Below are 8931 nucleotides of genomic sequence, written 5' to 3'. Positions count from 1 at the left end.
AGGAAGCGGTCGACGAACAGCGCGCCCGATGCCTTGTCGAATTCATATTTCACCGGCTCGCCGCCGATCGGTACTTCGATCAGGACGTTGAGGCTGTCGGGCGGATTGTCGCCGGCGGGAATCAGGTCGATGCGCATGGGAGAAGTCAGTCCTTATTCTGTTCTCCGCCGAATCTTTTACAGCCGGCGGCGCGGCGCCAATAGCTGATCGAACCAGTCGGGGCCACTCCCCGTTTTTTCGAGATGCGGCCAGCGCAGCCCGCCGTGATAGTCGATCTCGATATTGCGATAACGTCCGCCGCGTTCGACGAGCAGGCGCACCGGCGTCTTGCCGTCGGTCGCGGCGCGGACCGCCGCCTCGATCCGCTCGCGGCTGTAGCTGAGCCCGTCCACCGCGACGATCTTCGTCCCGTTGACGATGTCGGCCCTGAAGGCGGGGCCGTTCCAGAAGATGCCGGTAGCGACGCCGTCCTTGTCGATGGTCATGCCCAGCGAATGGGTGAGGTCGGCATTTTTCGCCTGCGCCATGCGGTCGCGATCATAGACGTTCGGTGCGTCGCGCCAGACGAGCCGGTATCCCGCGCGCTCGATTCCGCCGACCGGTGCGGGCTGTCCGCTCGCCTGCATCCGATCGCGCAGGAAACTCGCCCAGTCATGCGGATGGACGGCATTCAGCGCCGCGACGACGTCGTCGAAATCATAGGTGTCCTGTCCCCAGTCGCCCTCGCGTCCGCCGAAGAAGGCGCGGGCGAAATCGTCGAGGCTCTTGCCGTTGTTCGTGGCCTGGCGGATCAGCATGTCGGCGTCGAGCCACATCAGCGATCCCTCGTTGTAATAATCCTCGCTCCGCGACCAGCTCGCAAAGGGCCTGGGCTTGCGCGCCGCGATGACCGGGTCGAGCGTCGTGTCCTCGACCGAGCGCCACTCGCGCCCCGGCTGGACGCTGTAATTGGCAGCATTGGTCGCCCATTCGGCGAGGATCATGTCCTTCGACTGCATCCCCGACCGGCCGGCGAGGACGAGGTCCCAGAAGCTCGTCTGCCCTTCATAGACCCAGAGCAGATTGCCCTGCATCGGCGTGCGATAGTCGGGTGTCCAAAGCTTGTCCGGCCGGCGGTATTTGCCGTTCCAGCTGTGCGTCAGCTCGTGCGGGAGCAACCCGCGCTCGCTGTCGTTGTCGTTCCATTTGGTGAAATAGTCGGGATTGCGGCTGTTCTCGCTCGAGCGATGATGTTCGAGCCCGATCCCGCCCAGCTCGTCGCTGAGCGCGAGCAGGAATTCATAGCGATCGAAATGGCGGACGCCGAACAGCGCGACGGCTTCAGAAACGAGCGCGGCATGGCGCGCGATATGATCGGGGCTCGCCTCCAGATATTTCGCCTCGTCGGCGACGACGTTCAGCGTCACCCTGTTGCCCAGATCCCATTTGCGGAAATATTTGCCCGCGAACATCGGGCTGTCGACGAGTACCTCGTAACTGGTCGGCGCGAAACTGTAGCGGTTGCCCGTCACCTTGAGTCCGTCGAGCGCCGCGGCGCCGGTCCAGCCTTCGGGCAGCGTCACCTCGAGCTGCACGGGAATATTCCGGGTGAAATAGCCGGCGGGGTAGAGGCTGACCTGTTCCCATTGCAGGTTCATCATCGCCGGGGTGACGACGACGCGGCCTTCGCTCGTCCGCGTCGGCGAGAGGAAATCGAAGGTCACCTCGATGCTCTTCACCCCCGCCGGTACATCGATGTCAAAGGCGTAGACGTCGGTCGGCTGGCGCGTCCAGCTCAGCGGCTTGCCGCCCGCGCTCGGCTTGAAACCCGCCATTTCGGCGATCGCGCCGCGCGGCGCATGCTTGCCGGGCAGCCATTCGGGATAGAGCAGCGTCAGCTTTCCCGACTTCGCGACGGGGATCGTCTGGCGGACGTGAAAGATGCCGCGTGCAAAGTCGGTCGCATCGACCCTGAGTTGCATCGTCCCGGGCCAGGGCCTGTCGGCGGGCCGCGGTCTCGTCAGCGGCTGGACGACCGGCTGGGGGCGGCTGTTGCCGTCCTGGGCGATGGCGGGGAAAAAGGGGGCGGGTGCGACGATGACGGCCGCTGCGACGAACAGTGCTTTTTTCATGGGGAGTACCTCTGCCGCCAAATGTCGGCGAGGTCCAGCGATGGCTCTGCAAGCGCACTTTGCCTTTCGACGAAAAACCATTAGACGCCGCGGCCATGAGCAAGGACAAGAGCGCGAAAATCCCGACGCCGCAGGCTGTGCGCGGTACCCAGGACATGCTCGGTGATTTCGCCGACCGTTTCGCTTATGTGGTCGAGGCGTTCGAGCGCGTGCGCCGCCTTTATGGCTATAAGCGCATCGAGGTGCCGGTGATCGAACCGACCGCGGTGTTCGCGCGCAGCCTTGGCGAGACGACCGACGTCGTCTCGAAGGAAATGTATTCGTTCGAGGATCGCGGCGGCGAATCGATTACCTTGCGCCCCGAATTCACTGCGGGGATCGCGCGCGCCTATGTCACCAACGGCTGGCAGCAGTTCGCGCCGCTCAAGGTTGCGACGCATGGTCCGCTGTTCCGTTACGAGCGGCCGCAGAAGGGACGCTATCGCCAATTTCACCAGCTCGACGCCGAGGTGCTCGGCAGCGACAGTCCGCTCGCCGATGCCGAATTGCTGGTTTTCGCGGATCAGCTTTTGAAAGAGCTGGGGATCGCCGAGGGCGTGACGCTGACGCTCAACACGCTCGGCGATGCGGCGAGCCGCGACGCCTGGCGCGCGGCGCTCGTCGAGCATTTCGAAGCGCACCGTAGTGAACTCAGCGAAGACAGCCTCGCGCGGCTCGACAAGAATCCGCTCCGTATTCTCGACAGCAAGGATCCGAAGGACCGCCCGATCGCCGATAGCGCGCCCGACATCGATGCGTTCCTCACCGGCGAGGCGCAGGATTTCTTCGGCGCGGTGACCGCGGGGCTCGACGCCACGGGGGTGGCGTGGGAGCGCAACGCGCGGCTCGTGCGCGGGCTCGACTATTACCGCCACACCGCGTTCGAATTCGTCACCGACCGGCTCGGCGCGCAGGGCACGGTGCTCGGCGGCGGACGCTACGACGGGCTGATCGAGAATCTCGGCGGGCCGCCAACCCCCGCGGTCGGCTGGGCGGCGGGGATCGAGCGGCTGGCTATGCTGCTCGATGGTGATCTGCGACAAGAGGTTCCCGAGGTTGTCGTGATTCCTCAAAACGAAGATTCAACACCACTTTGCATCGAAATTCTGGCCCTAATGCGCCGTGGCAAAATTAAAGCTGACATGGCCTACACGGGAAATGAAAAGAGGCGCTTCGAACGCGCGAAGAAATCTGGTGCTTGGAAGGTTCTAAACGTCGATGCTGGCTATCCCAGCACAGATATTGGAACTCTGCGACTGAGAAATCTTGTTGACGGTTTGCCCCTTCGGAAACGCTTGCTAGATTTGCTCCGCGAAGGATTTATTGTCGATGACGATGAGGAAACGCGGCTGATCACTCTCAGCGTCAGAAAATGACCTCCGTTTCCTCCAAGCAGATCGACGCCATTATCGAACGTCACGCGGCATTGCAGGCGCGCATGGCGACGGGCGATATGGCGCCTGCCGATTTTGTCGCGGCGTCGAAGGAGTTTGCCGAGCTCGAACCCGTTGCGAAAGCCGCCGCCGAAGTCACACGGCTGCGCGGTGAACTGACCTCGCTGAACGAAATGCTCGCCGATCCCGAGATGAAGGCGATGGCGGCCGAGGAAATCGCCGCGATCGAGCAAGCGCTGCCCGCCGCCGAGCATGATCTTGCGATCAAATTGCTCCCCAAGGATGTCGCCGACGAACGCGCCGCGATGCTCGAAATCCGCGCCGGGACCGGCGGCGATGAGGCGGCGCTGTTCGCGGGCGATCTGCTGCGCATGTACAGCCGCTTCGCCGATACGCAGGGGTGGAAGGTCGAGGTCATCTCGGCGAACGAGACCGAGGTCGGCGGCTACAAGGAAGTCGTCGCGTCGGTGACGGGGCAGGGCGTGTTCGCGAAGCTGAAATTCGAGAGCGGCGTCCACCGCGTCCAGCGCGTCCCCGCAACCGAAAGCCAGGGGCGCATCCACACCAGCGCCGCGACCGTCGCGGTGCTGCCGGAAGCCGAGGAGGTCGACGTCGCGATCAACGACAGCGACCTCAAGATCGATATCTATCGCGCGAGCGGAGCGGGCGGGCAGCATGTCAACACGACCGATTCGGCGATCCGCATCACGCATATCCCGAGCGGGCTCGTCGTGATCCAGCAGGACCAGCGCAGTCAGCACAAGAACAGGGCCAAGGCGATGCAGGTGCTGCGCGCGCGGCTTTATGACCTCGAACGCGAGAAGATCCACAGCGCCGAGGCATCGGCGCGCAAGTCGATGGTCGGATCGGGCGACCGGTCCGAACGCATCCGCACCTATAATTTCCCGCAAGGGCGCGTGACCGACCACCGCATCAACCTGACGCTTCACCGCCTGCCCGAAATCATCGAGGGCGCGATGGACGAGCTGATCGACGCGCTGATCGCCGAGGATCAGGCGCAGCGGCTGGCGGGGCTGGGTGAGTGAGATCGGCGCCGCGCTGCGCGAGGCGGCGGCGCGGCTGGCGGCGGTATCCGACACGCCGCGGCTCGATGCCGAATTGCTGATGGCGCATGCGCTGGGGGTCGAACGGCAGGCGCTGCTGCTCGATCCGGCGCGCTATGCCGTGCCGACGGACTTCGACGCGTTCGTCGCACACCGCATGCACCATGAGCCGATTGCCTATATCCTCGGCTATCGCGATTTCTGGACGGTGCGGATCGGGGTCGGCCCGGGCGTGCTGATCCCGCGTCCCGACAGCGAGACCCTGATCGAAGCGGCGGTCCAATATTTCGGCGCGGCTGGACCGAAGCGCATTCTCGATCTCGGAACCGGACCCGGCACGCTACTCTACGCGGCACTCAGCGAATGGCCCGCGTCGAGCGGCCTCGGCGTGGATGCCAGCGACATCGCGCTCGATTATGCCAATGAAAATGCGCTGACGCTGGGATTGAATAACCGGGTGCATCTGATGTTGGGCCATTGGGCCGATCAGGTGGACGAGTTGTTCGACCTTATCCTCTGCAACCCGCCTTACATCGCCGACAGCGAGGAATTGATGCCCGATGTCGCTGGCCACGAGCCCGCGGGCGCGCTGTTCGCCGGCGCCGACGGGCTCGACGATTATCGCCGGATCATCCCCGATTTGCCGCGGATATTGGCGCCTGACGGCATCGCGATCCTTGAAATCGGGCATACGCAACATATCTCTGTTCGTGAGCTCGCCGAAACCGCGGGATTCAAGGTCGCCTGCCGACAGGATCTCGGCGGTCGCGACAGGGCGCTTTTGCTGACCCGCGCCTGACAGGCCATACAAGAATTTTCTTGGTTTCCGCCGCAAAGCGCGGTAGGGGCGGCTTACAGACCCGGCACGGGTACCTTGATCGGTCCGGCTGGTCTGCTTCCCACTTACGATGCTGGTGCAGGACCGACGGTCCGGCGCAAGCGGTAAAGGGCAAGAACCGCGCTTGGATGCGCGGGCGCGACGCGCAGTTGGCGCGATCGGCCAAAAGGGGTTGGCATAGCTTATTAGCTTATCGACAGGATGTCTCAGTTGAACATGAACAACCGCCAGAGCGGTCGCCGTCGCGGCCGCAACAACAACAGCAACAACAACAACCGCTCGCAGTCGGGCGGTCGCGGTGGCGTCGACCAGGCCAACCGCATCGACAGCCGGGCGCGCGGCAACGGCGCCCAGATGATCGAGAAATACCGCAACCTCGCGCGCGATGCGCAGCTTGCGGGCGACCGGGTCCAGACCGAATATTATCTGCAGTTCGCCGACCATTATTTCCGCGTCGTGAGCGACTTCCGCGCCCGGCAGGAAGAAAAGGCCGCGGCGAGCGGTCAGGAACGCAGCCATGATCGCAGTCGCGAGATTCGCGGCGTCGAGGATTTCGACGGCCATGACGACAGCGGCTTCGAAAACGATGTCGAGAGCGAGCGCGGCGAAGACCGCGACAACGGCGGCCGCGAAGGGCGCGAGCGCGACCGCCGCGACGACGACGACAATCGCGGCAACCGCCAGCAGCGCGACCGCGGCGATCGCAACGACCGCAGCCGCCGCGAACGCGACGAGGATCGCGCGGGCAAGGCGAAGAGCGACGAAGCCGAGGTCGATGCCGGCGAAGCCGAAGCCGCCGAGGAAGCGGCGCCGGCACCCGCGCGCCGCCGCGGCCCGCGCCGCACGCGCGCGACCGAATCCGATAACGATAGCGCGGGCATCGATACCGCCGTGCTGCCGCCGGCGATCGGCCGGACCGAACGCAGTGCCGACGAAAGCGGCGACGCCGCCGAAGCGGCGCCTGCGCCCAAGCCGCGCCGCACGCGCAAGACGCTGGCTCCGCGCGATACCGGGGTCGAAGCGGCCGAATAAGCCAGCGATTTCTCACTGGTTTTTCCGATTCGCATGACATAGCCTCCCCGCGGGACAAACCGCGGGGAGGTTTTTTATGCGCGTCTTGGCACTGGCCTGTCTGCCGCTGGCCGTCGGGGGATCGGCGCTTCCGGCGCTCGCGCAGGATGGCGCACCGGCGAATGCGCAGGGCGATGTCGCGGTCACCATCTACAACAACGGCCAGTCGCTGGTGCAGGACGACCGCCGGCTCAGCGTCGCCGCCGGGCGCAACCGCATCGAATTCCCCGACGTGTCGGCGCGCATCCGTCCCGAAACGGTGACGCTGTCGGGCCCCGGCATCGGGATCGTCGAACAGAATTTCGATTTCGACCTGCTCACCCCCGACAAGCTGATGGACAAGGCGGTTGGCCAGTCGATCACGCTCGTCCGCACCAACCCCGCGACGGGCGCCGAGCGGACCGAGCGCGCGAAGGTGCTCGCCGCGAACGGCGGCATCGTGCTCCAGATCGGCGAGCGGATCGAGGTGCTGCGCGACGACGGACTGCCGGCGCGCGCGGTGTTCGACCGGCTGCCGCCCAATCTTCGCGCGCGGCCGACGCTGTCGGTCACGGTCGATGCCGCGAGCGCGGGCACCGTTCCGGCGCGGCTCTCCTATCTGACGCCGAACCTCGGCTGGACCGCCGACTATGTCGCGCTGTTCGACGCGGCGAAGGGCGCGATGGATATCCAGGGCTGGGTCACGCTGACCAACAGCACCGGGACGACCTTCAGCAATGCACGCACCCTTCTCGTCGCGGGCAGCCCGGGCGGCGGTGGCGGCTTTCGCCAGATGAGCGGCGCGATGGATTCGGCCGGCACCGAATCGAATGATCGCGAGCGGCTCGGCGACTATTATCTCTATCCGCTGGCCGAGCGGACGACGATCGCCAACGCGCAGCAGAAACAGGTGAGCTTCCTCGACGTGAAGGGCGCGCCCGCGAAATCGACCTATGAATATGTCAATCGCTGGCTCGGCAGCAGCAACGATCCGGTCAGCACCGCGAGCGTGCTGCGTTTCTCGACCGCGCGGCAGGGCGGACTCGGCGACCAGCTCCCGGCGGGCACGATCCGCGTCTATATGCGCGACGCGCGCGGCGATCCGCAGTTCATCGGCGAGAATCGCATCGACCACACGCCGATGGGATCGGCGATGTCGCTGCGCACCGGCGACGCTTTCGACGTGAAGGTCCAGCCGACCGTCGTCTCGCGCACGCGCAAGGGCGATTCGCGCTGGGTGACGAAGATGAAATATACTGTCAGCAACGCGCGCCCCGCGCCGGTCATCGTGCAGCTCGCGCAGGACGGGCTCTATGGCGACGTGCGGATCAGCGACGAAAGCCTGAAGGGCGAACGCATCTCCGCCGACCGCATGGAATGGCAGGTGCCGGTGCCCGCCAATGGCAAGGTCGACCTGACCGTCACATTCGATTCGCGTTACTGAGAAGCCGGCGATGCGGGCCTGGCCCCTGCTGGCATGGACGGCGGCGCTGCTGACGCCGGGGATCGCGCTCGCGCAGCCCGCCGCATCGGTGGTCGTTTCGGCGAAGATCGACGATAGCGCGGTCACCGTCTATCGCGCGCCGACGCGCGGCAGCGGGCCGATCGATCCGAACTGGCCGCAAGGGTTCGCCTTCATTACCGAAACGCGCACCATTACCCTGCCGGCCGGCACCTCGGTGCTGCAATTCGAGGGGGTAGCCGAGGGGCTTCTCCCCGAAACCGCGGTGGTCAGCGGTCTGCCCGATGGCGTCATCGAAAAGAACCGCGACGCGCGGCTGCTCTCGCCCGCGGGGCTCGTCGATGCCTATCTCAAGCGCAGCGTCACCGTGCGGCGGACCAGCCTCGCGACCGGCAAGGTCGTCGAACAGGAAGCCGTGATCCGGTCGGGGCCCAACGGCGGCGTGATTCTCCAGACCGCGACGGGCTTCGAGGCGCTCGCCTGTTCGGGGCTTCCCGAACGGATGCTCTATCCCCGCGTGCCCAAGGATCTGTCAGCGAAACCGACGTTGTCGATTCTCGTCGAAAGCAAGACGGCGCGGACGGTGAAGGTGCAGCTTCTCTATCTGGCCGAAGGGTTCGACTGGGCCGCCAATTATGTCGCCGACCGCGGCACCGACGGAAAGACGCTGGGGCTGACCGGATGGGTGACCGTCGCGAACGGCGGGGTGACGAGCTTCCCGGGCGCGCAACTCAACGTGATCGCGGGCCGTCTCAACAAGATGTACAGCCCGCCGCTGCCGCGCAGCACGCCGGGCGCGCTGGTGCTCAAGTGCTGGCCGATGGATATCACGAGCACGCATCCGCTGTGGGAGCTGCCGCCGATCATCGAGTTCGAGCAGCAATATGACGAAGCTGCCGCTGCCGAGGTGATCGTCACCGCGAGTCGTCGCGACCGGCGCGCGATGGCGTTGGCACCTCCGCCTCCGCCGCCC

Annotated in this window: 6 protein-coding genes and 2 pseudogenes; 6 read left to right on the top strand and 2 right to left on the bottom strand. The window is 65.4% G+C overall.

Annotated features, from left to right (window positions below; genetic code table 11):
- Positions 1-137 (bottom strand): annotated as a pseudogene (locus JHC57_RS19060) (inorganic pyrophosphatase); the annotation flags it as partial.
- Between the two features lie 39 nt (positions 138-176).
- Positions 177-2111 (bottom strand): peptidase M61, encoded by a 1935-nt coding sequence (locus tag JHC57_RS19055; protein ID WP_294032067.1) that lies wholly within the window; start codon positions 2109-2111, stop codon positions 177-179.
- Positions 2112-2206: 95 nt separating this feature from the next.
- On the opposite strand from JHC57_RS19055, the gene hisS reads away from it, so the two are divergent.
- The 6 genes and pseudogenes from hisS to JHC57_RS19025 form a co-directional block, all read left to right on the top strand.
- Positions 2207-3526 carry a histidine--tRNA ligase gene (hisS, locus tag JHC57_RS19050; RefSeq protein ID WP_294032065.1) on the top strand — a complete coding sequence of 440 codons (1320 nt, stop codon included), beginning with the start codon at positions 2207-2209 and terminating at the stop codon, positions 3524-3526.
- Entirely contained in the window at positions 3523-4590 is a 1068-nt protein-coding gene (gene prfA, locus JHC57_RS19045; RefSeq protein ID WP_294032064.1) for a peptide chain release factor 1, read from the top strand. The genes hisS and prfA overlap by 4 nt, the downstream gene beginning before the upstream one ends.
- A 1-nt stretch (position 4591) precedes the next feature.
- Positions 4592-5407: a peptide chain release factor N(5)-glutamine methyltransferase gene (gene prmC / locus JHC57_RS19040; RefSeq protein ID WP_294032070.1), complete on the top strand. Its 816-nt coding sequence runs from the start codon at positions 4592-4594 to the stop codon at positions 5405-5407.
- Between the two features lie 255 nt (positions 5408-5662).
- On the top strand, positions 5663-6478 hold the full coding sequence (locus JHC57_RS19035; RefSeq protein WP_294032068.1) for a DUF4167 domain-containing protein: 816 nt from the start codon (positions 5663-5665) through the stop codon (positions 6476-6478).
- 76 nt (positions 6479-6554) lie between these two features.
- Positions 6555-7940 (top strand): DUF4139 domain-containing protein, encoded by a 1386-nt coding sequence (locus JHC57_RS19030; RefSeq protein WP_294032062.1) that lies wholly within the window; start codon positions 6555-6557, stop codon positions 7938-7940.
- 10 nt (positions 7941-7950) lie between these two features.
- A pseudogene (locus tag JHC57_RS19025) lies at positions 7951-8931 on the top strand (hypothetical protein); the annotation flags it as partial.

Source organism: Sphingopyxis sp., from assembly GCF_016463645.1.
Lineage (GTDB): Bacteria > Pseudomonadota > Alphaproteobacteria > Sphingomonadales > Sphingomonadaceae > Sphingopyxis.
Note: the sequence above shows the minus strand (reverse complement) of the source record. Positions and strands in the feature narration are given on the sequence as shown.

What these genes read in the sequence shown, in the direction of transcription:
- JHC57_RS19055 (WP_294032067.1), bottom strand. Translation starts at nt 2,111, where the DNA reads ATGAAAAAAGCACTGTTCGTCGCAGCGGCCGTCATCGTCGCACCCGCC.
- hisS (WP_294032065.1), top strand. Translation starts at nt 2,207, where the DNA reads ATGAGCAAGGACAAGAGCGCGAAAATCCCGACGCCGCAGGCTGTGCGC.
- prfA (WP_294032064.1), top strand. Translation starts at nt 3,523, where the DNA reads ATGACCTCCGTTTCCTCCAAGCAGATCGACGCCATTATCGAACGTCAC.
- JHC57_RS19035 (WP_294032068.1), top strand. Translation starts at nt 5,663, where the DNA reads ATGAACAACCGCCAGAGCGGTCGCCGTCGCGGCCGCAACAACAACAGC.
- JHC57_RS19030 (WP_294032062.1), top strand. Translation starts at nt 6,555, where the DNA reads ATGCGCGTCTTGGCACTGGCCTGTCTGCCGCTGGCCGTCGGGGGATCG.